This window comes from Amycolatopsis sp. NPDC051061 (genome assembly GCF_040682935.1).
Lineage (GTDB): Bacteria > Actinomycetota > Actinomycetes > Mycobacteriales > Pseudonocardiaceae > Amycolatopsis.
On the sequence record NZ_JBFBBZ010000020.1, the window covers coordinates 109,431 to 131,195 of the forward strand.

21 protein-coding genes and 1 pseudogene are annotated in these 21,765 nt (G+C 72.7%); 10 read left to right on the forward strand and 12 right to left on the reverse strand.

Annotated elements, in window-relative coordinates; translation table 11 throughout:
* Positions 1–39 precede the first annotated feature (39 nt).
* Entirely contained in the window at positions 40–2,928 is a 2,889-nt protein-coding gene (locus AB0N03_RS26280) for a BTAD domain-containing putative transcriptional regulator (protein WP_364376950.1), read from the forward strand.
* A 65-nt stretch (positions 2,929–2,993) separates the two neighbouring features.
* On the opposite strand, the gene AB0N03_RS26285 is transcribed toward AB0N03_RS26280, so the two are convergent.
* The 5 genes from AB0N03_RS26285 to AB0N03_RS26305 all read right to left on the reverse strand — a co-directional run bounded on the left by AB0N03_RS26285 (position 2,994) and on the right by AB0N03_RS26305 (position 6,555).
* Complete coding sequence (locus AB0N03_RS26285; RefSeq protein ID WP_364377077.1) at positions 2,994–3,332, reverse strand: UBP-type zinc finger domain-containing protein; 339 nt, start codon at positions 3,330–3,332, stop codon at positions 2,994–2,996.
* 320 nt (positions 3,333–3,652) lie between these two features.
* Positions 3,653–4,099: a peptidase inhibitor family I36 protein gene (locus AB0N03_RS26290; protein ID WP_364376952.1), complete on the reverse strand. Its 447-nt coding sequence runs from the start codon at positions 4,097–4,099 to the stop codon at positions 3,653–3,655.
* A 42-nt stretch (positions 4,100–4,141) separates the two neighbouring features.
* Positions 4,142–4,609, reverse strand: coding sequence for a hypothetical protein (locus tag AB0N03_RS26295; RefSeq protein WP_364376954.1), 468 nt, complete (start codon positions 4,607–4,609; stop codon positions 4,142–4,144).
* A 199-nt stretch (positions 4,610–4,808) separates the two neighbouring features.
* Entirely contained in the window at positions 4,809–5,582 is a 774-nt protein-coding gene (locus AB0N03_RS26300) for a maleylpyruvate isomerase family mycothiol-dependent enzyme (RefSeq protein WP_364376956.1), read from the reverse strand.
* 61 nt (positions 5,583–5,643) lie between these two features.
* A complete protein-coding gene (locus tag AB0N03_RS26305; RefSeq protein WP_364376958.1) occupies positions 5,644–6,555 on the reverse strand; it encodes a LysR family transcriptional regulator in 912 nt (303 codons plus the stop codon).
* A gap of 104 nt (positions 6,556–6,659) precedes the next feature.
* On the opposite strand from AB0N03_RS26305, the gene AB0N03_RS26310 reads away from it, so the two are divergent.
* The 7 genes from AB0N03_RS26310 (at position 6,660) to AB0N03_RS26340 (ending at position 13,665) form a co-directional block, all read left to right on the forward strand.
* Positions 6,660–7,766: an FAD-dependent monooxygenase gene (locus AB0N03_RS26310; RefSeq protein WP_364376960.1), complete on the forward strand. Its 1,107-nt coding sequence runs from the start codon at positions 6,660–6,662 to the stop codon at positions 7,764–7,766.
* Entirely contained in the window at positions 7,763–9,535 is a 1,773-nt protein-coding gene (locus AB0N03_RS26315) for a CocE/NonD family hydrolase (RefSeq protein WP_364376962.1), read from the forward strand. The genes AB0N03_RS26310 and AB0N03_RS26315 overlap by 4 nt, the downstream gene beginning before the upstream one ends.
* The gene (locus AB0N03_RS26320) at positions 9,532–10,017 is read left to right on the forward strand and encodes a nuclear transport factor 2 family protein (RefSeq protein ID WP_364376964.1); all 486 of its coding nucleotides are present in this window, start codon (positions 9,532–9,534) and stop codon (positions 10,015–10,017) included. The genes AB0N03_RS26315 and AB0N03_RS26320 overlap by 4 nt, the downstream gene beginning before the upstream one ends.
* Before the next feature lie 24 nt (positions 10,018–10,041).
* Complete coding sequence (locus AB0N03_RS26325; protein ID WP_364376966.1) at positions 10,042–10,359, forward strand: NIPSNAP family protein; 318 nt, start codon at positions 10,042–10,044, stop codon at positions 10,357–10,359.
* Between the two features lie 69 nt (positions 10,360–10,428).
* Complete coding sequence (locus AB0N03_RS26330) at positions 10,429–11,334, forward strand: acetamidase/formamidase family protein (protein WP_364376968.1); 906 nt, start codon at positions 10,429–10,431, stop codon at positions 11,332–11,334.
* A gap of 223 nt (positions 11,335–11,557) precedes the next feature.
* A complete protein-coding gene (locus AB0N03_RS26335) occupies positions 11,558–11,998 on the forward strand; it encodes a hypothetical protein (RefSeq protein ID WP_364376970.1) in 441 nt (146 codons plus the stop codon).
* An 89-nt stretch (positions 11,999–12,087) separates the two neighbouring features.
* Complete coding sequence (locus tag AB0N03_RS26340) at positions 12,088–13,665, forward strand: long-chain-fatty-acid--CoA ligase (RefSeq protein ID WP_364376972.1); 1,578 nt, start codon at positions 12,088–12,090, stop codon at positions 13,663–13,665.
* Positions 13,666–13,684: 19 nt separating this feature from the next.
* On the opposite strand, the gene AB0N03_RS26345 is transcribed toward AB0N03_RS26340, so the two are convergent.
* The 4 genes from AB0N03_RS26345 to AB0N03_RS26360 all read right to left on the reverse strand — a co-directional run bounded on the left by AB0N03_RS26345 (position 13,685) and on the right by AB0N03_RS26360 (position 16,807).
* Complete coding sequence (locus AB0N03_RS26345; protein ID WP_364376974.1) at positions 13,685–14,242, reverse strand: helix-turn-helix domain-containing protein; 558 nt, start codon at positions 14,240–14,242, stop codon at positions 13,685–13,687.
* A gap of 9 nt (positions 14,243–14,251) precedes the next feature.
* Positions 14,252–14,935, reverse strand: coding sequence for an alpha/beta fold hydrolase (locus AB0N03_RS26350; protein WP_364376976.1), 684 nt, complete (start codon positions 14,933–14,935; stop codon positions 14,252–14,254).
* Positions 14,936–14,996: 61 nt separating this feature from the next.
* A complete protein-coding gene (locus AB0N03_RS26355) occupies positions 14,997–15,578 on the reverse strand; it encodes an NAD(P)H-binding protein (protein WP_364376978.1) in 582 nt (193 codons plus the stop codon).
* An 11-nt stretch (positions 15,579–15,589) separates the two neighbouring features.
* Positions 15,590–16,807 (reverse strand): MFS transporter, encoded by a 1,218-nt coding sequence (locus AB0N03_RS26360; protein ID WP_364376980.1) that lies wholly within the window; start codon positions 16,805–16,807, stop codon positions 15,590–15,592.
* Between the two features lie 46 nt (positions 16,808–16,853).
* Between AB0N03_RS26360 and AB0N03_RS26365 the strand changes: the two genes are divergently transcribed.
* Positions 16,854–18,311, forward strand: a complete 1,458-nt coding sequence (locus AB0N03_RS26365) for a PLP-dependent aminotransferase family protein (RefSeq protein ID WP_364376982.1) — start codon at positions 16,854–16,856, stop codon at positions 18,309–18,311.
* A gap of 76 nt (positions 18,312–18,387) precedes the next feature.
* Here the strand turns inward: AB0N03_RS26365 and AB0N03_RS26370 are convergent.
* Both AB0N03_RS26370 and AB0N03_RS26375 read right to left on the reverse strand, forming a co-directional pair.
* A pseudogene (locus tag AB0N03_RS26370) lies at positions 18,388–18,558 on the reverse strand (LysR family transcriptional regulator); the annotation flags it as partial.
* A gap of 47 nt (positions 18,559–18,605) precedes the next feature.
* Entirely contained in the window at positions 18,606–19,763 is a 1,158-nt protein-coding gene (locus AB0N03_RS26375) for a TetR/AcrR family transcriptional regulator (RefSeq protein ID WP_364377079.1), read from the reverse strand.
* A gap of 217 nt (positions 19,764–19,980) precedes the next feature.
* Here AB0N03_RS26375 and AB0N03_RS26380 point away from each other — a divergent pair, with 217 nt between their 5' ends.
* Complete coding sequence (locus AB0N03_RS26380; protein WP_364376984.1) at positions 19,981–21,174, forward strand: oxygenase MpaB family protein; 1,194 nt, start codon at positions 19,981–19,983, stop codon at positions 21,172–21,174.
* A gap of 56 nt (positions 21,175–21,230) precedes the next feature.
* On the opposite strand, the gene AB0N03_RS26385 is transcribed toward AB0N03_RS26380, so the two are convergent.
* Positions 21,231–21,710, reverse strand: a complete 480-nt coding sequence (locus AB0N03_RS26385) for an ArsI/CadI family heavy metal resistance metalloenzyme (RefSeq protein WP_364376986.1) — start codon at positions 21,708–21,710, stop codon at positions 21,231–21,233.
* Positions 21,711–21,765: the final 55 nt, after the last annotated feature.

Genomic DNA, 21,765 nt, shown 5'->3' on the forward strand with positions numbered 1-21,765 from the left:
ATCCAGACCGGGCGAACTGTCCACCTGAGAGAGGTGGGGATGGACGATCCGGACGGACGACCGGAGTTCCGCGTGCTCGGCCCGTTCGAGGTCCGCGTGCACGGCCGGCCGCTCGACGTGGGCGGTCCCCGCATCCGTACCCTGCTCGCGCTGCTGATCGCGAACGCCGGCCGGGTCACCGGGGTCACCACCATGGCGGACGCGTTGTGGGACGTCGACGCCACGCCCGGCACCGACCGGACGGTGCGGACCTACATGTCACGGGTGCGCCGCTCGCTGGCCCCGGCCGCCGCCGCCCTCGGCGCGGCCGACCTGATCGAGACCCGCGCGGCCGGCTACGCCTTGCGGCTGTCGCCGGCGTTCGTCGACGCCGGCGAATTCGAGCGGCTGGTGACCGCCGGGCGAACCGCTTCGGCGGCCGCCGATCCGGTGACGGCCGCGACCCTGCTGTCACAGGCTTTGACGCTGTGGCGCGGTGACGCCTACGAGGACTTCTCCGGCACCGCGGCGTTGCGGGCCGAGACGAGGCGGCTGCACGCGTTGCGGCTCGGGGCCCTCGAAGACCACGTCGACGCGGAGCTCGCCACCGGTGCGGGTGAGGCGCTGATCGACGAACTGACGGTGCTGAGCGAACAGCACCCCGGCCACGAGCGGCTGTGGGGACAGCTGATGACGGCGCTGTACCGCGCGGGCCGGCAGGCGGACGCGCTGGACGCGTTCACCCGCGCCCGGGCCGCCCTCGTCGACCGGTTCGGCCTGGACCCCTCGCCCCGCCTCACCGAGATCCACCGCCGGGTCCTCGACAACGACCCCCGGCTGTTCCCCGCCGGCGCCGGCCCGGCGCGGCCTTCGTCCGGGGTCGCGCACCGCGATCCGGCCGGCGCGGTCCGCAACGACCTGCCCGGCGACATCGCCGACTTCACCGGCCGCGAAAGCGAACTCGCCCGGCTGCTCGCCGCCCGGGCCGGCGTCACGCACCACGCGCCGACGGCCGTCGTGATCGAGGCGATCGACGGGATGGCCGGCATCGGCAAGACGACCCTGGCGATCCACGCCGCGCACCGGCTCGCCGAGCACTACCCCGACGGCCGGCTGTTCCTCGACCTGCACGGCCACACCTCCGGCCAGCCACCGGTCGCCCCACCGGCCGCACTGGACACCCTGCTGCGCGCGCTGGGCGTCCCGGCGGACCGGATCCCCCACGACCCGGACGCCCGCGCCGCGCTCTGGCGAGCCGAACTCGCCGGCCGCTCGGCGCTCATCGTGCTGGACAACGCCGCGGACGCCGCGCAGGTCCGGCCGCTGCTGCCGGGGAGCGCGGCGACCCTGGTGCTGATCACCAGCCGGCGGCGCCTGGTCGACCTGGAGCCGACGCACATCCTGTCCTTGGACGTGCTGCCGGAGGCGGCCGCGATCGCGCTGTTCACCGGCATCGTGGGCGACGACCGGCCCACCACCGAAGCCGGGCACGTCCGCGACGTCGTCGAGCTGTGCGGTCACCTGCCCCTGGCCATCCGCATCGCGGCGGCGCGGCTGCGCACCCGCCCCGCGTGGACCGTGGCTCACCTGGCCGACCGGCTGCGCCAGGCCGCCCGGCCCCTGGCCGAGTTCTCCGCGGGAGATCGCAGCGTCGCCGCGGCGTTCGCGTTGTCCTACCGGCAGCTGGACCCGGCCCGGCAGCGCATGTTCCGGCTGCTCGGCCTGAACCCGGGCCCGGACATCGACGTGCCCGCCGCCGCGGCGCTCGCCGCCGTCACCCGCGGTGAGGCCGAGCGGCTGCTGGAGAGCCTGGTCGACGATCACCTGCTGCAGCAGCCGGTCGCCGGCCGGTTCCGCTTCCACGACCTGGTCCGCCAGCACGCGCGGAGCACCGCGTCGGCCGAGGAGCCCGAACCCGCCCGGCGCGCGGCGCTGCGCCGGCTGGTGGGTTTCCACCTGCACACCGGTCACCGCGGCAGCCGCCTGCTCGACCAGCAGCACCCGCCGATCGACGTCGGCGAGCCTCCCGCCGGCTGCACGCCGGCCCCGCTGCCCGACGACGCGGCCGCGATGACGTGGTTCGACCTCAACCACGAGTGCGTGCTCGCGGCGCGGCAGGCCGCCGAGGACGCCGGGTGGAACACCTGCGTCTGGCAGCTGGCCTGGACGCTCGACAACTTCCACTACCGCCGCGGCTACCTGCAGGCCAACATCCTTTCGTGGCTGGCCGGCCTGGCCGCCGCCGAACGCCTGCACGACCTCGCCGTGCAGGCCCGCGCGCACCGCCGGCTCGGCCTCGTCTACGGCCCGTTCGGGAAGCCCGCCGAAGCGCTGCACCACCTGAACCGGTCCCTGACCCTGGCCAGGGAGATCGGCGACACCCTCGGCCAGGCGGGAGTCCACTTCGTCCTGGCGCTGCACTGGACGCACGAAAAGGACGACGAGCAGGCGCTCGAGCACGCCACCAGCGCGCTCGAGCAGTACCGCGCCCTCGGCGACCCGAAATGGGAGGCACGCGCGCTCAGCCTGATCGGCGCGTGCCAGAGCCGGCTCGGACGACACGAGGAAGCGCGCCGCCACGCCGAAGCGGGACTGGCCCTGTGCCGGGAGCGCTACGACGTCTACGGCGAAGCCGACGCCCTCGACAGCCTCGCCACGATCGCCCACGAAACCGGCCACCACGACGACGCACTGGGCCGGTCCCGGCAAGCGCTCGCCCTCTGGCGCCACCTCGACAACACCTACCGCCAGGCGGGCACGCTCGCCTCGATGGGCGACGCCCACCGCGCGCTCGACCACCACGACCAGGCCCGCGAAGCCTGGCAGCAGGCCATCGACCTGTACCGGGCCCGCAACCTGCACCCGGCCGCCGACGAGATCGAGAAACGCTCGGCGGACCTGGGCATCGCCGCCGTCGGCGAGCACGTGACCGGGGATCGCCGCCCCTGATCGCGTACGGGCGCGATCGGCGTCCTCATCGCCGGGGCCCGGCCGGCGCGTACGAGCCGACCGCGTCAGTGCACGTGCGACTGCCAGTCGGCGGGCACCCGGCCCTCCGGACCCGGCACCGGCTGCGTGACCGGCCGGTGCTCCGGGGGCGCCAGCGCCGGGCCGTCGTAGGCCTCGCCCGTCTCGAAGCTGTAGAACCAGTCCTCGCCCGGCTCGAAGCTGCGGATCAGCGGGTGCCCGCTCGCCTTGTAGTGCGCCGTCGCGTGCTGGGCCGGCGAGCTGTCGCAGCAGCCGACGTGGCCGCACTGCGCACAGCGGCGCAGGTGCACCCACCAGCCGTCCACGGCCAGGCACTCCGCGCAGCCCGTCCCGCTCGGCGGAGCGGTGACGTCGATTCCCTCGATCTCAGCCATGCCGACAGTCTGCCCCGAAGGCGGGCGGCACGCACCAACGGCGCCTCGGAGGCCGGGCGCGGCCGCTCGTCAGCCGTTGATCCCCCGCGCCGATGACCTCCAGCTCCTCGACCGGCGTCGCAGCGACCGGTCGAGGGGCAGGTCGACGCCGTGCACCGTCGAGACGTCGGCAGGCACCTTCCCGAGCGCCGCGCCGAGATCGAAGCCGGACGTGGCGGCGGGCGCCGTCGAGCGCGGCCACCGCCACGGCCGCGGCGAAGGCGCGCCGCCCTCGGTCGAACGTCACCACGGCCGAACCCCGGTCCTTCCGGCTAGTCCTGGTCGCGGTTGGCGCAGTCGCCGAAGAGCACCGGTCCGGCGGGCCACTTGAAGCTCGCGTTGTTGTTCTTCATGGTCGCGGTGAAGTTGCCGCCGCTGTACGCGCCGAACGACTGCGACGCGACGCTGCCGTTGCAGCCGCTGTTGTAGTAGACCGTCGCGGCCCACTCCGCGTTGTTGAAGACCGAAGCGGCGTTGTTCTTCACCACGACGCCGCGGCCGTTGGAGCCGCCCCACCGGAACAACTCGTTGTCGAGGTTGCCGTCCGAATAGGCGTAGTTGGCGAAAGCACCGCCGTAGTTGCTGTTGAAGTAGAAGCAGAAGTACAGATCTGGGCAGCCGTGCTGGGTCGCCGCGGATGCGGCCGGAGCCGCGATGGCGGTTCCGGCGATCGCGGCGGCGAAGGCCGCGAGCCCGGTCAGTACCCGTTTCGCGCGCATGGATCTCCTCATCGTCGGTGACGGCGTCCGGCCGAACCGGGGCTACTGGACCTGCAGGGTGTCGCTGTTCAGGGTGACGTCGTAATTGCCGGTGAGGACCCGGGTGGTGGCGGCCCAGGCGGCCGGGGTGCGGCGCTTCTGGGCGCACCGGCTGGTCGAGGTGCCGATGACGCTGTGCGCCGGGATCACCAGGTTCGGCGCGACCGGGATCTGGCAGGCGTGGAACGACCCGGACTTGTAGTAGTCGGAGAACACGTGCTGGATCGTGTACTGGCTCGAGCCGGTGTTGCCGAAGTGGACCGTGAACCAGACCTCGTCGTCGTCGGCCCAGGCGCAGGTCTGCCAGTACACGGCCGTCGGGTTGACCTGGATGTAGCTGTAGCCGGTGCAGACGTGGCCGGTGGCGCCCGGCCCGACGATGACGTCGGCCTGCGCGACGCCGGTGAGCGTCACGGTTCCGGCCGCCGCCAGGAAAAGGGCGCACAGGGTTCTCGCGAATCTACGCAGCATGGTCCCCCCTCGGTCCGCGGTGGTTTCCGCCGCCGCACAGTGAAGCCGCGCGGCGGCGGGAGCACCAGGTTCCCCCGCGGTATTCCACTCGAAGGCACGCTCTTGCGGGCCGGGGCTAAACCACCGCGGCCGCTCGCGCGTTCACGGACTCCACACGGCCCGGTCGGCGCTACCGCACCCCCGGGCCGCGTGGTGGCCGTCAGAACCCGGGGAACACCCGGCGCAGGTCGTCGAGCGTGACGCTGCCCTCGACGGTGACGCCCTGGTCGTACGGCGCCTTGAGCCGGCCGCTGACCAACCGGACGAACGCTTCCGCCGGCCCGTGGAACGTCGCGGACGGTGACTCCAGGTCGGTCACGACGGTGACCCCGTCGTCGATCACCAAGGCGGCGCCGGGCACCGCGACGGACGCCGGCTTCGCGAGCTCGGCCGGCTTCGCGAGGAAGCTCAGCATGAACCCCACCGGCCCGGTCAGGAGATCGACGAGCACCTCGGCCGAGCCGGCGTCCACCCCGGCGGCCGGGTCGAAGGCCACCCGCACGTCCCACGAGTGGTTGGCCACCTCGCTCAGCCGCATGCCCACCGCGGTCAGCAGCGGGACCGGCTCCGGCAGGAAGCCGAGGTCGACGGTCAGCGACGAGCGCTGCTCGGGTGTGAGCGCCTCGACCGTTTCGAGCCAGCGGCCGTTGTGCTCCAGGAAGCCCTCGGCCTGCGCTCGCGGCGCCGACGAGTCCCAGCGCGCCCAGATCGTCGGGTTGTCCTCGGCCGCCACGGTCTCGCCGGCGGCCCGCGCGATGGGCGCGCGGCCGATCTCCGCACCGCTGCCGAGGTGGGAAAGGGCCTGGGCGACGGTCCATTCCGCGGCGCCGCTGGTGACGGCCAGCTGGTCGTCGGTGAGGGTGCGGACGAGGCCGGAGAGCACGTCGTGCTCGGCGCGCAGGGCGGTGATCGTGCGATCGACGAGTTGATTCATGCCACGCTCAACTCCGGAACGGACGCGGGTGTTCCGCCGATCGAGGTCTTGAACGAGTCGTTCAAGACGCCACCGCGCTCGTCGACGCCATGATGTGCCGGACGCGCTCGCGCAGCAGCTGGTGCGTGCGGTCGTGCTGGTTGCGCGGATGCCAGGCCATGCCGAGCGCGATGTCCGGCAGGGCCACGGGAATCGGGAACGTCCGCAGCCCGAGCGTGTCCAGCATCGAGCGGCCCAGGCCGGCCGGGGCGACGCAGACGACGTCGGTTCCGCGGGCCAGGTACAGCGCGCCCGCGAAGCTGGGGAGCACGGCGATCACCCGCCGGCTCAGGCCCAGCTCGGCGAGCCGCTCGTCGATCGGGCCGTGGGCCCGGCCTCGTCGCGAGACGACGATGTGGTCGGCCGCGGCGAACCGCCTCGCTGTGACCGTCTTCGCCTTCGCCAGCGGGTGGTCCGGCCGTACCGCGCCGACCAGCGTCTCCGTGACGAGCGTTTCCGAGTGGATCTCCGGGTCGCCCGCGCGGATGATCCCGATCTCCAGGTCCACGAGCCCTTCGCGCAGGGCCGGGGTGTCCTCGAGGTTTTCCGGCCGCAGCCGCAGGGAGATTCCCGGCGCGCGGCCCCTCAGGTCGTCCACGAGGGACGGGATGAACGTCGTGGACAGCATGTCGGTGACCTGCAGGTCGAACGTGCGCACCACGGTCCGCGGATCGGCCGCGTCCGACGGGGCGAACAGCGCCCGGGCCCGGGTGGCGACCGCGTGCACCTCACCGCGCAGCTCCAGCGCCCGGGGTGTCGGCACGAGGTCGCGGCCGGCCCGGACGAGGAGCGGATCGTCGAAGGCGCGCCGCAACCGGGCCAGCGCACGGCTCATCGCCGGTGCCGAGGTGTGCAGGCGGGCCGCCGCCTTGGTCACGCTGCTCTCGGTGAGCAGCGCGTCCAGCGCCTCGACGAGGTTGAGGTCGTAGTCCACGACCCGATTATCACAGATGAAATGACTGTGCACCAAGGTTGCACTGGAGTGAAACGGCGTCCCTCCTTATCGTCGGAATCGAAGGACTACCAAGGAGGACGCTCATGCGAGCTGTGGTGATCGGCGGCGGGATCGTCGGCTTGACGACCGGCCTTGCCCTGCGCCGCGCCGGGATCGAGGTCGCGATCCACGAGCACGCCCCGGAACTCCGCGCCGCCGGGGCCGGGCTGGGGCTCTGGGCCAACGCGCTGGCGGTCTTCGACGACCTCGGCGTCGGCGAGCAGGTGCGCGCCATCGGCAAGCCCGGCGAAATGTACTTCCACGACGCGGCCGGGCGGTTGCTCGAGACTCCGGAGTTCGGGGTCGAGGACCACCGGTTCCTGCTGGTGCACCGGGCGAAGCTCACCGACCTGCTCGCCGACGCCGTCGGCCGGGACAACATCCGCCTGGCCACCGGGTTCGCCGCGTACGAGGAGCACGCGGACCACGTCACGGTCCGGTCGGCCGAGGGCGGCGAGGACAACGCCGACGTGCTCGTCGGGGCGGACGGCGCGTACTCGGCGGTGCGCGCGCAGCTGGTGCCGGGCACCCCCGCGGAGGAACACGCCGGCCACCACGCCTGGCGCGCGGTCATCCCGGACCCCGGTCCCACGCTGACCGAAGACCGCCTGATCCTGGGCGCCCACGGCTGCCGCGGCGGGTACGTGCGCACCTACGACGGCAGCGTCTACTGGCTGGTGAACCAGTTCACCGCGCCCGAACCGACCGGAACCCTGAAGCAGCAGGCGCTGGAGCGCGCCGCGCACCTGGAAGCGGCCGGGAACCACGGCGTCCTCACCGAACTGATCGCCGCGACGCCCGAAGACCGCATCCTGCACAACCGGATCATGCTGGTACCACCGTTGCCGCGCTGGGCTTCCGGGCGCGTCGTGCTCGCCGGGGACGCGGCCCACGCGATGTCGCCGCACATCACCGCCGGCGCGACGCTGGGCATCGAGGACGCCGCGCTGCTCGGCCGCCTGCTCACCCCGGCCGGGGACGTGCCCGCGGCGCTGGCCGCCTACGAAGCGGACCGGATCCCGCGGTACGCCCACGCCGCGGAACTGTCGGCGGCGGTGGAACACGCACCCACGCCGCGGGAGTTCGCGCGCCACTACGCGGCGTTCAGCCACTGGATGATCACGCCGCCGGCGAACCGGGTGCGCACATGACTTTCACGGTGGAAGTGGACGTGCCGGTGCCGATGCGCGACGGTGTCGCGCTCGCCACCAACGTGTGGCTCCCGGACGGGCCGGGACCGTTCCCCGCCCTGCTGGTGCGGACGCCGTACGGCAAGGACGACGCCGGGCTGTACGGCAATCCGAAGCTCCCGGACGTGTTCGCCCTCGTCGAAGCCGGGTACGCGGTGGTGGCCCAGGACGTCCGCGGCACGTCCCGCTCCCCCGGGACGTTCGTGCCCCACACCCACGAAGGCCCGGACGGTCTCGACACCCTCACGTGGCTGGCCGCGCAGCCGTGGTGCGACGGCGCGGTCGGCATGTGGGGCGGGTCCTACATGGGTTTCGCGCAGTGGCAGGCGGCCTCCCAGGACGTTCCGGCCTTGCGGGCGATCGCCCCCGTGCTGAGCTCCGCCGATCCGTACGCGGCACCGTGGCGCTCCCCCGGTGGCGCGTTGTCCCAGGACGCCGTGCTGACCTGGGGCACGCTCTCGGCCCTGCGCAATCTGCGCCGCGGTCTCGCCGGCGGACACGGCGATCCCGCCGACGCCGGAGCGCTGCTGGCCGGTCTGTCCGATCCGCGGCTGCTGCACGAACCGCTGCCGATCGCCGGCCGCGGCGCGCTGACCCGCTCGCTGCCCTGGCTCGGCCAGGTGCTCGACCACCCGGAACGGGACGGCTTCTGGCAGGACATCGCCGCGATCGACCACTGCGACCGCATCACCGTCCCGGCGCTCCACATCGGAGGGTGGTACGACGTGTTCGCCGGCGAGACCGTGCGGTCCTTCACGACGATGCGCCGGCACGGCGGCAGCGCCGCGGCCCGCGACGGGCAACGGCTGCTCATCGGGCCCTGGTCCCACGCCGACGGCACCGACCTCGGCACCTACCCCGACCGGTCCTTCGGGCTCGCCGGCAGCATCAAGGCCGCCGGCGTCACCGAAGCCCACTTGCGGTTCTTCGACCGCTGGGTCCGCGGCCGGCCGGACACCCCCGGCGACACCGGCCGGGTCCGGCTCTTCGTCATGGGCGCCGACGAGTGGCGCGACGAGCCCGACTGGCCGCTGCCGGACACCCGCTACACCGGCTTCTTCCTCACCGGCGACGGCCGGGCCGACACCGCCACCGGCGACGGCTTCCTGACCCGCGACGCCCCGTCGGAGGAAGCGGTAGACACCTTCCGCTACGACCCTCGCGACCCGGTTCCGAGCCTGGGCGGCACCGTGCTCGCCGCCGCGTCCGGCGCCTACCCCGGCCCGGCCGACCAGACGGCGGCCGAAGCCCGCGAGGACGTGCTGTGCTACACCACCGCCGTGCTCGAGCGGCCCGTCGAGGTCACCGGCCACGTCACCCTGGTGCTGCACGCGTCGTCGTCGGCGCCGGACACCGACTTCACCGGCAAGCTCGTCGACGTGCACCCGGACGGCCGGGCGATCCTGCTGTGCGAGGGCATCCAGCGCGTCCGCTACCGCGAGTCGCTCACCGAGCCCACGCTCCTGGCACCGGGAACCGTCGCCGAACTCACCATCGACCTGGGCGTCACCGCGAACGTGTTCCGGCCCGGGCACCGCGTCCGGCTCGAGGTTTCCAGCAGCAACTTCCCCCGCTACGACCGCAACCCCAACACGGGCGCCGCGATCGCCACCGCCGGCGAGGACGACCTGGCCGTCGCCGTCAACCACGTCCACCACGGGCCGGCCCACCCCAGCCGGCTGGTCCTGCCGCTGATCGAGCGCCCCACGGCCGAGGAGGTTCGAGCGTGAACGCGCTGCAGGAGCTGGCCGACCGGGCGGCCATCGCCGACGTCGTCGCCGGTCTCGCCCACGCCCAGGACGACCGGGACTGGGCCGCCCTGCGGCGGCTGTTCGCCGACGAGGTGACGTTGGACCTGTCGACCCACCACCACGGCCGGCCACCGACGACCGTGCCGGCCGCCGACCTGGTCGAGCTGGCCCGCACGACGTTGGCCGGATTCGACTGCACCCACCACACCGCCACCGACCTCGTCGTCCGGCGGTCCGGGGACGAGGCCGGGTGCCGCGCCCACGTGGTCGCCTACCACCACGTCCCCGCCGCGCCCGGCGTCGTCGACCACTGCACGATGCGCGGCTGCTGGCAGCTGGAGCTCCGCAGGCTCGGCGGACGCTGGCTCATCCGCCACTGGACCGTGCTGCGCACCGCCCCGTGGGAAGGATCTCCGGACGTCTACGCACTCGCCGCCGCCCGCGTCGCGGCCCGGCCCTGACCGCCGTCCCGAGGAGGAGCATCGATGTTCTACGAGATCCGCACCGAGCACGCCCGCCCCGGACGCGGCGCCGAACTGGCCCGCTACCTGGACGAAACCGTCATCCCCCTGCACCAGGAAATGGGCATGCGGGTGGTGGGATCGTTCACCGTGGCCGGTGACGAGGACACGTTCGTCTGGATCCGGCGGTTCGAGGACGCCGCCGACCGCGAACGCGTCCTGACCGCCGTCCACCGGCATCCCCGGTGCGCGGCCATGGCCGACACCGTTTCCGCGCTGACCGGCGGAAGCGAGGCCACCGCCAGCCGCCTCGAGCCGACCGCCGGGTCCATGCTCCGCTGAGCCCGAAAACGACCGAGCCCGGAAACGACCGATGCGGACCGAACCGCGGCACACGGCAGGAGACGATTCGTGGCTCGACACCACCTTCCGGCGACGCGCGAGACCACCGTGGACGTGTTCGACCGGGACACCCCGCCGGTGCTCACGATCGACCCCGGCGATTCCCTCGTGGCCGGTTCGCTCGACGCCGCGGGGTACCTGGAGCGCCGGATCGACGGCCCCACGATGTTCCCCGGCCGGCGCGGGCACTGCCTGACGGGCCCGATCGAGGTCCGCGGCGCCGAGCCGGGCATGGTCCTGCGGGTGCACTTCACGGCGATCACGCCCGGAGACTGGGGCTGGACCACCGCCGGCGTGAAGGACAACGCGCTCAACCGCAGGCTGGGCGTGGCGGGCGGACCGGCCTCGCGGCTGACGTGGGACATCGACGGCGACACGGCCACCAGCAACCTCGGCCACACCGTCGCCGTCGCGCCCTTCCTCGGCGTCGTCGGCGTGCCGCCCGCCGAGCCGGGCCCGCACTCGACGATCCCGCCGAGAGCGGTCGGCGGCGGCAACATCGACTGCCGCGACCTGGTCGCCGGGTCCACGTTGTACCTGCCGGTGACAGTGCCCGGCGCGCGGCTCCACCTGGGCGACGGCCACGCGGCCCAGGGCCACGGCGAAGTCGGCGGAACGGCGATCGAGTGCTCGATGACGACCGAGGTGGCCCTCACGCTGTCGGCGGATCCCGCGCTCCCGGGCATCCACGCGGAGACACCGGAAGGCCGGGTGACGTTCGGGTTCGCCGCGGACCTCAACGAGGCGGCGGCGGACGCGCTGGCCGCGATGACAACGTGGCTGCAGCGGCTCTTCGACGTGGACCGGCCGACCGCGCTCGCCCTCGCCAGCCCGGTCGTGGACCTGCGGATCACGCAGGTCGCCAACGAGACGTGGGGGGTGCACGCCGTCCTGCCGCACGGATCGCTCCGCTGACCGCCGTGCGGACGACCTCCCGATGACGATCTCCGGCTCGGTCCTCGGCACGTAGTGGCCGGATCGGGCGGGGCACCGGCGGGACCACTGTGCCGGACACCACTCTCGTAGTCAGGTATCGGCGCCCTGCTTCGGGGGCTCCTGGACCGGCACCGCTCGAAGGCCGCCCGGTGACCGACCGGCCCGAGTGCGGGACGCCTGCCCGCCAGGCTAGTTTGCTCGGATGAGTCTCCTCGACGACGTGGCCGAACGCGACGGCTGGCGGTGCTGGGTGTGCGACGAACCGGTCGACCCCGAGATGTCGGTGAACGACCCGCGGGGACCCAGCGTCGACAGCCGGACCGCCGACCGGAAGGCCAAGGTCGCCGAGCGGCTCGCGCACCGCGGGTGCAACACGCGCAAGGGCGCGGTCAAGGTGGTCATCGCCTGGCCGGACCGCCTGCACGTGGTCGAACCCGCCCCGCTGATCACCGTGGCCGGCCGGCTGGAACGCAAGGGGGGCCGCGAGATGGTGGCCCGTTGCCCGACGAAGCGAGACGCCCAGGAGGCAGCCGAGTGGCTGGTGGACCGGTTCTCCCGGCTGGTGCCGGGGCTGCCGGTGACCGCCGCCGTCGAGCCGGGCGGCGGCCAGTTCCTCGTCCTCCTGGCGACCGGCCGCCGCTGAGCCGCGGCGCGCGCTCGTAGACCCTCCGGTGGTCACCGTGGTAGAAGTAGAACCTGTTCCACTTCTGACCACCGGCTGGAGGTGCGCGGATGAGCGTTCCGACCGTGACCGAGCTGCTGCTGGCCCGCGCGCAGGACGAGCGTCCAGGCCTGCGGTTCGAAGACGAGACGTGGTCGTGGGCCGAGCACGTCCGGGCTTCGGCACGCCGCGCGGCCGACCTCCGGGCGACGTTGCGCTGGGACGTTCCGCCCCACGTGGGCATCCTGGCCGACAACGTACCGGCCTTCTCCGTCCTCTTGGGCGCCTGCGCGTTCGCCGGGGCGGTGCTGGTCGGCCTCAACCCCACCCGGCGCGGTGCGGCCCTGGCGCGGGACGTCCGGCTCGCCGACTGTCAGTTCGTGCTCGCCGAGCGGAAGTACCAGCCCTTGCTCGAGGGACTGGACCTCGGCGGGATCCGCGTGCGGGAACTGGAATCGTGGCCGTCGGCGAACGACGCGCTCGATCCGGTTCCCGCGTCGGCGGACGACCTGCTCATGCTGATCTTCACCTCCGGCACCAGCGGCGACCCGAAGGCCGTGCGCTGCACCCACGGCAAGATCGCGTTCCCCGGCGCGATGCTCGCCCAGCGCTTCGGACTGTCCACAGCGGACACGGTCTACGTCACGATGCCGATGTTCCACTCCAACGCCATCATGGCCGGCTGGGCGGTCGGGCTCGCGGCGGGCGCCGGCCTGGCCCTGCGCCGCAGGTTCTCCGCGTCCGGCTTCCTGCCCGACGTGCGGAAGTTCGGCGCGACCTACGCCAGCTACGTCGGCAAGCCATTGTCCTACGTGGTCGCCACTCCCGCACGCACCGATGACGCGGACAACCCCCTGCGCCTCGTCTACGGGAACGAAGGAGCGAGCGCCGACCTGGCCGCGTTCGAGAAACGCTTCGGCTGCAAGGTGATCGACGCGTTCGGCTCCACCGAAGGCGGCGTGGGTTTCGCCCGCACCGACGACACGCCGCCCGGCTCGCTCGGCAGGCCGACCGATGACGTGGCCATCCTGCACCCGCACACCGGCCTCCCGTGCCCACCGGCCGAGTTCGCTCCCGACGGCCGGCTGACCAACGCCGAGGAGGCCGTCGGCGAACTGGTCAACACCGCGGGCGCCGGGTGGTTCGCCGGCTACTACCGCGACTCCGAAGCCGACGCGGACCGGCTGCGCGACGGCCGGTTCCACACCGGCGATCTCGCCTACGCCGACAGCGGCGGATTCTGCTACTTCGCCGGACGGCTCGGCGACTGGCTCCGCGTCGACGGGGAGAACCTCGGCACCGCGCCGATCGAGCGAATCCTGCTGCGGCACCCGGCGATCACCGACACGGCCGTCTACGCGGTGCCCGATCCGGTGACCGGGGACCAGGTGATGGCCGCCATCGTCACCGGCGGCACTCCCTTGGATCCCGCGGAGTTCGGCCGTTTCCTCGCCGGCCAGCCGGATCTCGGGCCCAAACAGGTGCCCCGGTACGTGCGCACGGTGCGGGAACTGCCGCGGACATCGACGTTCAAGGTCGTCAAACGGCGGCTTTCCGCCGAAGGCCTGAACTGCGCCGACGTGCTCTGGGAGCGCGCGGGACAGGAGATCGCCTACACCACTTCGTCCTCGGTGGACGAGCCCGCCTGAGAGGACGCGGACCCCCGGCTCAAGCTCCCCGGATCACCCGGCGGCACAGCTCGACGAGGGTGGTGCGGAGGTCGTCGTCGGAGAGGGTGTCCAGCCGGCGGTTCACCACGCCGAGGTCGCTGATGAGCCAGTAGGCGGCCTGCTGGCTCACCGTGGGATCGGACCCGAACATCAGGCGCAGGCCGCGTTCGCTCAGCTCGGCGAGTGCACGGCTGATCTTCTCGTGCCGGCGCACGATCGGGTCGTGCCTGCTCATGGGGGCGAGCGTGCGGTAGGCGGTGACGACCTGGTCGACCCACGTCGTGATCAGGTGCTCGACGCGTTCGTCCCGGTCGGTGATGCGCTCGGCCGCGTCGAGCCGCTCGGCGAGCGCCTCCACGGTGGGCGCGAGCAGGGCTTCGAGGATCGCGATCTTCGTGCGGAAGTAGTAGTAGACGTTGGCCTTGGTCACGCCCATGGTGTCGGCGATGAGCTGCAGCGAGGTCGCGTCGAAGCCGTGCTCGAGGAAGAGGCGCCGTGCCGTGTCGAGCACGGCTTGCCTGGTCTTCTCGGCCTGGGCCGCCCTGGTCACCGCCATCCCGTCATGCTAATCGTTCACGACCGCGCCGCGGCACCGCGCAGGAACGGCACGACCCGGTCGAGCACCGCGGCGGCCTGCCCGTAGGTGATGGCGTGCCCCTGCCCCGGCAAGGAGAACAGGTCCAGGCGCGGGATCCACCGCCGGACCTGGTCCGACTGCGGGTACGGGTTGACCGTGTCGGCGGTCCCCCAGGCCGCGAACACCGGGATGCCGGAGCGCCCGACCGCCTGGTAGACGTCCGGCTGCCAGGTGGAGTCGTAGTTGCGGACGGTGTCGAGGATGCCTTCGGCGATCCCGCCGAAGCGGGTCTGCTCGGCCATCCACGCGACCATCTCGGCACGCGCGGGGCCGGGCGGGCAGGCGTCGGCGATCATGCTTCGCACCTGCGACGGCCCGGCGACGCGGAAGAGCCAGTCGCCGACCACCGGCCAGGTCAGCACCGGCGCGACGACGTCCGAGCGGCCGCCGCCGCTGGGCGCCATGAGCGCGAGGGAGGCCACCCGCCCGGCCGGGGTTCTCCGCGGTGAACGCCGTCGCGATCGCCCCGCCCAGCGAGGCACCGACGACGTGGACGGGCGTGCGGACACCGAGCCCGTCGAGCAGCTCGCGCAGCTGGCGGGTGTAGAACTCGCGCGTGTACGGCACGTCCGGCCGCTCGGAGTAGCCGTAGCCGAGCAGGTCCGGCACCACGACCCGGAATCCCGCGTCCGCCAACTGTTTCCGCCACGCCGCGAAACCCTGGCCGCCGACGTCAGTCGACGATGGTGACGACGCCCGAAGGCGCGTCGAGGGCCTCGACCGTCAGCTCGGCCGCGCGGTCGAGGTGGACTCGCGGCTCGGCCGGCTTCCCACCCTCGTGGTAAGTGCCCGGGCCGTAGAACTGGCCGTAGCTCAGGACGACTCCCCCCTCGGCCAGGACCGAGCTCTCGAGGTCCGCGACCGCGCGCGCGTCCGGGCCGTCGGGCAGCGGCCAGGCCACGCTCTGGGCCAGGATCTTCGGCGAGCCGCTCCGGCGGGCCGCCTCGATCAGGTTGTGGTTGCCCTCGGTGCGGATGCGGGCGTTGCGCTCGGCGTGGTCGCCGATCTTCGTGACGTCGTCGGGCAGGTCGGTGAGCTCGTTGAGGATGACGTCCGGCTTGAAGTCGCGCACCGCCTGGACGAGCTCGTCGCGGTCGAAGACGTCGCACCGGATCGCCACCGCGCCGAGGTGGACCAGCGGCTCGACCTTGGCGGCCGAGCGCGTCATCGCGCCGACTTCGTGGCCGGCCGCGACCAGGAGCGGAACGAGCCGCTGCCCGAGCACACCCGTGGCGCCGGCGAGGAACACCTTCATCACTATCTCCTTCATTCCGATGTGGACTGTCCATGGGGGACGATTCGGTCGACGCCCCACACCAGCAGGGCCGCGACGCTGAACCCGGCGCCGAGGACGCAGACCGCGCCCCAGCCCCACGCGCTGTAGGTGGCCGTCGCGGCGACGGCGCCGCCGCCGAACCCGACGGAGTAGTACGCCATGTTGCTGCCGATGAGCCGGCTGCTTGAGCTGGGATCGACCCCCACGATCAGGTGCTGGTTGGTGACGTGCACGGCCTGCCCGGCGAAGTCGATTACGACGATCCCGATGAGCAAGGGGATCAACGAGTGCGGCAGCCACGCGATCGGCAGCCAGGACACCGCGAACAGCGTCAGCGTGCTCCCGGTGACCCACTGGGCCCGGCCGCGGTCGGCCAGCGCGCCCGCCCGGGCCGCGCCGATCGCACCCGCGGCGCCGACGAGGCCGAACAGCCCCACCTCCGACGTCGACAGCTGCCACGGCCGCGCGGACAGCGGCAGCGCCATCGAACCCCACAGAGCGCCGAAGCCGGCGAACATGAACAGCGTGATCAGGCTGCGGACGCGGAACACCCGCTCGTGCACCGTCAGCGTGACCACCGACGTGATCAGCCGTCGGTAGGACACGGCCGGCCGGCCCGGCCGCTCCGGCGGCAGCCGCAGGCCGAGGACGACCGCGACACCGAGCATGAGCAGCGCCGAGACGACGTACACCGAGCGCCAGCCGAACGCGTCGGAGAGCAACCCGGACACCGTGCGGGCGAGCAGGATGCCGAGCACGACGCCGCTGGTCACGATACCGAGGACCCGGCCGCGGGAGCCGGGACCGCTCAGCACGGCCGAGTAGGCGATGATCACCTGCTGCACGACGGTCGCGAGCCCGACGACACCGCTGGCGACGAAGAACAGCACCGGGCTCGGCGAAACGGCCACGGCGACCAGCGCGAGGGCGGCGATCACCGACCCCGCCGGGATGAGCACCCGCCGGTCGAGCAGGTCGCCGAGCGGCACGATCAGGAGCAGGCCGAGGAAGTAGCCGAGCTGGGTCACCGTCGTCACGAACCCGAGGCCGGCGGGCCTGATGCCGAGGTCGCGCCCGATCTCCTCGAGCAGCGGCTGGGCGTAGTAGATGTTCGCGACCGCGATCCCGCAGGCGACGGCCAACAGGAGGGCGAACCGCGTGCTGATGGTGGGTGGTCCGGGGGACTCCCGGACTTCGGTCGAAGTCACGCTTTCGACGCTAGGCCGAAATGGATCAGGAGTATGGTCCATTTTCATGGCGGGAACACGGGCCAATTCTCCGGCGGACGACGGCGGCCTCGGCGCCGACCTGCACCTGGACCACGTCGGTCTGCGTGGCCGCCACGGCCTGCGCGATTCGCTGATGGCCGCGCTGCGCGAGGCCGTGCGCACCGGCCGTCTCCAGCCCGGCGCGCGGCTGCCGCCGTCGCGGACCTTGGCCACCGACCTGGGGATCGCGCGCAACACCGTCGCCGAGGCCTACGCGGAGCTCGTCGCGGAAGGCTGGCTCACCGCGCGGCAGGGTTCGGGCACCCGCGTCGCCCCGCGTGCGGAACCCGGCCGGCCACCGAAGGCCGGCTCCGAGCGCGTCCCCCTCGCGCGGCCGACGCCGATCCGCGCGCCCGGCACCCGGTACAGCCTGCTGCCCGGCAACCCCGACCTGTCGAGCTTCCCGCGCGCGCACTGGCTCGCGGCGGCCCGGCGGGCGCTCACGGCCGCGCCGCACGAAGCGCTCGGCTACGGCGACGCGCGAGGCCGCGTCGAACTGCGCACCGCCCTCGCCGGCTACCTCGCCCGGGCCCGCGGGGTGCACGCGACGCCCGACCGCATCGTGGTCTGCGCCGGGTTCGTCCACGCGCTGCGCCTGATCGGCGCCGTGCTGCACGGCCGCGGCGTGCGGACGGTCGCGGTCGAGGCGTACGGCGTGCCGCAGTACTACGACCTGCTGACCGACGCCGGCCTGCGCACCCCCGCCCTCCCCCTCGACGACCACGGCACGCGCACGGAAGAACTCACCGACGCCGGCGCGGTCCTGCTGACGCCGGCCCACCAGTACCCGACCGGCGGCGCGCTGAGCCCGGACCGCCGCGCCGGCGTCGTCGACTGGGCGCGCGCCACGGGCGGGCTGGTGCTCGAGGACGACTACGACGGCGAGTTCCGCTACGACCGCCAGCCGGTCGGCGCGCTGCAGGGCCTCGATCCCGAGCGGGTCGTGTACTTCGGCACGGCGAGCAAGTCACTCGCGCCCGGGCTGCGCCTGGGCTGGATGGTGCTCCCCCGGTCGCTGACGCGCGAGGTGATCGCGGCCAAGGGGCACGTGGACTGGGCGCCCGGCTCGTTCGACCAGCTGACGCTCGCGGAGTTCCTGACGTCCGGCGACTACGACCGGCACGTCCGCGCGATGCGGCTGCGGTATCGACGCCGCCGCGACCAGCTGGTGGCGGCGGTCGCCGAGCGGGCGCCGGGGATCCGCGTGTCGGGCATCGCGGCGGGACTGCACGCGGTGCTGGACCTCCCACCGGGCACCGAGCGGCCGGTGATCGCGGCGGCGGCGAAGGCGGGCTTGGCGCTGAACGGCCTCGGGGACTTCGCGCACCCGTCGCCCGGGGAGCCGTGTCGTGACGGGCTGGTCGTCGGGTACGCGACTCCGTCGGACAGCGCGTGGTCGGGTGCGCTGGCCGCGTTGTGCGAGGTGCTGCCGCGGTTTCCCTGATCCGGCACGGCGGCCCGGGTGAAACCACCCGCCCAGGACCGCCGCCATCCCCTCCGGCGACGATCCGGCTTCGGTCCAGCCGCAGCGGCCGCACGCCCCGGTCGACGAGCTGCGCGCCGAGCTCCTTCTCCAGCCCGCGGATCTGCTGGCTCAGCGCGGGCTGCGCGAGGTGCAGCCGCTCGGCGGCGCGGGTGAAGTTCAGCTCCTCCGCGAGCACCACGAAGTAACGCAGGGTCCGAAGATTCACAACGCACCCTAACCGCCGGCCTCATCCGGCGCTGGGAAGAAGTTCCCTTACAGGTCCAGAGCACTGACGAGCAACGCGGCGAGCGCGGCCCGGTGCTCGGGACCGTCCTTCCACCGCAGGTGGCGTCCGGTCTCGACCACCACGCCGAAACCGGCGTGCACCAGCACCCGCGCCTGGCGCGCATCGAGATCGGGCCGCGCGTGGCGCAGATGCTGCTCCCACACGGCGATGTGCTCGCGCTGCGCGGCGACCAAGGGCCGGCGCAGGCCGGCCGGCAAGCCCACGATCTCCGCGTTGGCCACGCTGTTGAGGGCGTTGTGCTCGAAGCTGTACGCCACGTAGGTCGCGGACAGCGCCGTCAGGGCCTCGTGCGGATCGGTGACCCCGCGGAGGTTGTGCTCGACCGCCTGGGCCAGCAGGTCGGCTGCCTGCAGGCACGCCGCCGCCAAGATGTCGGCCTTGCCCGGGAAGTACCGGTACAACCCCGACGACACCATCCCCACCGCCTCGGCGATCATGCCGTTGGTGACGGCGGTGAACCCGTCCCGCTCGAACAGCGGGATGGCGGCCGCGAGGATCTCCGAACGCCGGGTGCGGGGCACGGGCCGGGCGGGCAGTTCGACGAGACGGGTGTCCGCCGCGGCGGGATCGGTCGCGGCCACGCGGAGCGCGGACGCCTGCAGCAGGTCTTCGACCCGGCGCCGGCCGAGCGAGTTGTGGTGCATCGTGATCGAACCGATCGCCCCCAGGGCCGCCACGGTGCGCAGGCGCTCGCCGGGTCCCGGGTACTCGCGCCCCACCACGTCCGCGACCCGCTCGACGACGTGGGCGAACTTCCCCTTGAGCACCCGGCGGTCTTCGCGATCGAGGTACCGGGCCTCCCACCGGTGCACCCCACCGGACCCGCGGTGCGCGACGGTGACCCGGGTGACGGAGGCGAGGACGTCCGCGAGCGGCGCGTCCGAAGGCACCTCGCCGAGGGCCGCGACGAGGCGGTCCACCATGACGTTCGCGCACTCGGCGAACAGGGCGTACTTGTTCGGGAAGTGCCGGTACAGCGCGGCCGCGGTGATGCCCACCCCGGCCGCGATCTCCTCCATGGAGGCGGCGTGGTAGCCGCGCTCGCTGAAGACGGTGGCGCCCGCTTCGACGATGAGCTGCTTGCGGTTGCGCGGCCGGACGGCCGCCGCCGGCTCGGCGGTCACCGAGGCCGCCGGGCAGCGGTGCGCGAGAACGGGGCCATGCGTGCCAGTCAACCACGAAGTGAACCGGGAGACTCGCGCCTCGTGGCCGCCATGGCGGGACCGATTCGGGCGGTGAGGCTCTTGCCGACCAGCGTCCGGCCTCGCTATGTTAATGGAGAATCTCCCCGTAGCCGCCGCTCGACGCAGTTACTGCCTACCGAGGAAGCTAGGTAAGTAAATGAGCAATCTCAGCCGAAGGAACATCCTCTCCCTGGGCGTCGCACTGGGCTTGGCGAGCGCGACCGGCGTCGTCCCCGCCTGGGCGTCGGCCGGCGGCGCCACCGCGGGCACGGACCCCTGGTGGGTCTGGGACGACGAGGTGGACCGCCTGATGGCGGGCATCGTCGACACCGGCCAGGTGCCCGCGGTCAACACCGCGCTGCGGCCGTGGGTGAACAACGCCGACCCGCTCCCCACCGGCCTCCCCGCCGACCTGGCCACCTACCTCGGGCAGGTCAACCGGCTGCCCTCCTGGGCCGACGCCGCCAAGCTGCGCCGCGCCGCCGACTTCAACCGGCGCAAGGACACCTACCTGTTCATGCTGTACGGCCTGGGCAGCGGCATCATGAGCACGGTGATCCCGCGGGAGGCCAAGTCGGTCTACTGGTCCGCGGGCGGGGCGAACATGCAGGACCGCGCGGCCAAGACGTTCACCTTCGGCTACGACCTGAGCGACCTGAACGCGTTCCGGCCCACGGGCCAGTTCGTGGTGACGGCCACCAAGACCCGGCTGGTGCACGCCGCGGTGCGCCACCTGCTGCCGCAGTCATCGCATTGGCGGGCGGTGGCCGACGAGCAGGTGCCGATCAGCAACGGCGACATCCTGGTGACCTTCCACAGCCTCGGCACCTTCGCGCACCGCAAGCTGCTCGAATGGCGCGTCCCGATGTCGGCCGCGGACGAGGAGGCTTTCCTGCACCAGTGGCAGGTCGCCATCCATCTGCTCGGCGTGCGCGACGAGTTCATCCCCCAGACGTGGGCCGAAGCGGACGCGCAGTCGACGCAGGTCCTCACCCCGCTCCTGTCCCCCACGACCGAGGGCAAGGAGCTGGCCGAGGACCTGCTCGGACTGACCGCGCAGATCGACCTGGGCGTCACCCGCGGGTTCCTCAACGAGTTCGTGCGCTACGTGCTGAGCGACGCGGTGGGCGACTGGCTCGGCCTGCCCCGCGATTACGCGGCAGCGGCCCTCGTCCGTACCGGATGGCCCGCGTACATCGCGTTCCGCGAGGGGCTGTTGCCCATCGCCCCGGCGGGGTTCTCCGTGTTCGACCAGTTCGTGCGCGCGATCGCGATGCTCTTCCTCAACAAGGTCACTTCCCCGACGAGCACGCCCATCACGATTCCCACCGGCAACCGGCCTGGAGCCTGAATCCTGTTTTGCCTGCGCGCACAACGGCTCCGGCCGGCACCGGGAAGCCTCCGCTTTCAGGAACAGCAGCCTTCGGGCTGGGTGGCCTCGTCGGGCCGGCCTGTCTCGGCGTCCGGCGTGCAGCAGGTGGCCGGGGTGACCAGTGCGGCGCTGTCGGCGCCGTAGGTTTGCGAGTCGCCCTTGACCGTGTAGACCTCCCACGGCTCCTGGCCGGGGCCGTGCACCCACACCTTGTCCTGCACGGCGTAGCAGCAGGTGGTGTCGTCCTCGGTCAGGGTCTCCAGTCCTTCGCCGGTGAGGCGTTTGGTGGCTTCGCCGACCTGGTCGGTCGACTCGACCTCGACGCCGAGGTGGTCCATGACGGTGGCCTGGCCCGGCTCTCCTTCCAGCAGTACCAGCTTGAGCGCGGGTTCGGCGATGGCGAAGTTGGCGTAGCCGGGACGGAGCTTGGCGGGCTCGGTGCCGAACAGCTTCGAGTAGAAGTCGATCGAGCCTTCGAGGTCGCCGACCCGCAAAGCTAGCTGTACCCGTGACATCTCGTCCTCCTTGGATAGATGTTCATCAAAACAGTGGACGCGACTTAGATTGCTC